Consider the following 981-nt stretch of genomic DNA (forward strand, 5'->3'; position numbering starts at 1 on the left):
GCCTAGCCCTGCAGAAGCCACCCGAGTTGAAGGTAGCGCGCGTTGGAACAGACGCTCCCCGGTTGGGGAGCGGCAGATATTACCGACGCAGACGACTAACACGGACTTGATCATACTGAAACCTTAGTTAGACCAGTTGCGGAAACGCAGTGCTGCGGAGCTTGCATCGTCGATACCCACGATGGTTGGCAGCAGCCCAGAAATCACACGGTTCCAACGGGTAATTGGTGTGGCGGTGACGTAGACGATGTCGTACGGCTCCAGTTGGAATTCAGTCCCCATCACCATCGATGCCGCATCTTTGGTATTCAACTGATAGATGTTGGCGATCTTGGTGCGGTTGGCACCACGAATAGGACGGATAACGAAGACACCGGTAGCATCGGACGTGGTTTGGTCCATCCCAGCCGCATTACCCAGCGCTTCGGCAAGCGTCATGCCGCTACGGTCCATTTTCAGCGTGGATTGCTGTTTCACTTCGCCCATCACGAAGACTTTCAGGTCATCGTTACGCGGGACGTAGAGAATATCGCCCGGATACAGCAGATGGTTCTGGCTCAGGTCGCCGTTTTGCATCAACGCCTGCAGCGAAATGCGCTGCTCTTTGCCCTGGTGCGTCAGCACCACGTTACGCCAGTCTGCATCGGCAGCTAAGCCACCGGCTGCGTTGACGGCATCGAGTACGGTCAGCGGCACGTTAGTGATCGCCTGCTGGCCGGAGGTGGTCACCGAACCGGTCACGTAGGTTTTCTGTGAGCGGAACGCCGCAACATTAACATCCACCTGTGGGCTTTCAATGAACTGCGCAAGGCGGCGCGCAATTTCAGCGCGGATTTCCGTTACGGTGCGGCCGGCTACACGCACTTTACCGATGTACGGGTAGAAAATCGTGCCATCGGCCTGTACCCAGTTACCGGTGTCACTGGCGCTACGATACTGACCCGCTGGTGTGGTCAGCTCCGGGTGGTCCCATACGGTGAC

General features: G+C 57.3%; 1 protein-coding gene and 1 pseudogene. Both read right to left on the reverse strand.

Features of this window, described 5'->3' with window-relative positions; all coding sequences use genetic code 11:
* Window positions 1-114, reverse strand: a pseudogene (locus tag H7A81_RS27380) (protein tyrosine phosphatase); the annotation flags it as partial.
* Window positions 115-123: 9 nt separating this feature from the next.
* Window positions 124-981, reverse strand: an 858-nt coding sequence (locus H7A81_RS27385; RefSeq protein ID WP_182059352.1) for a polysaccharide export protein, incomplete at its 5' end; no start/stop codon positions are given.

It is taken from the genome of Pantoea sp. ME81, assembly GCF_903970985.1.
Classification (GTDB): Bacteria; Pseudomonadota; Gammaproteobacteria; order Enterobacterales; family Enterobacteriaceae; genus Pantoea; species Pantoea communis.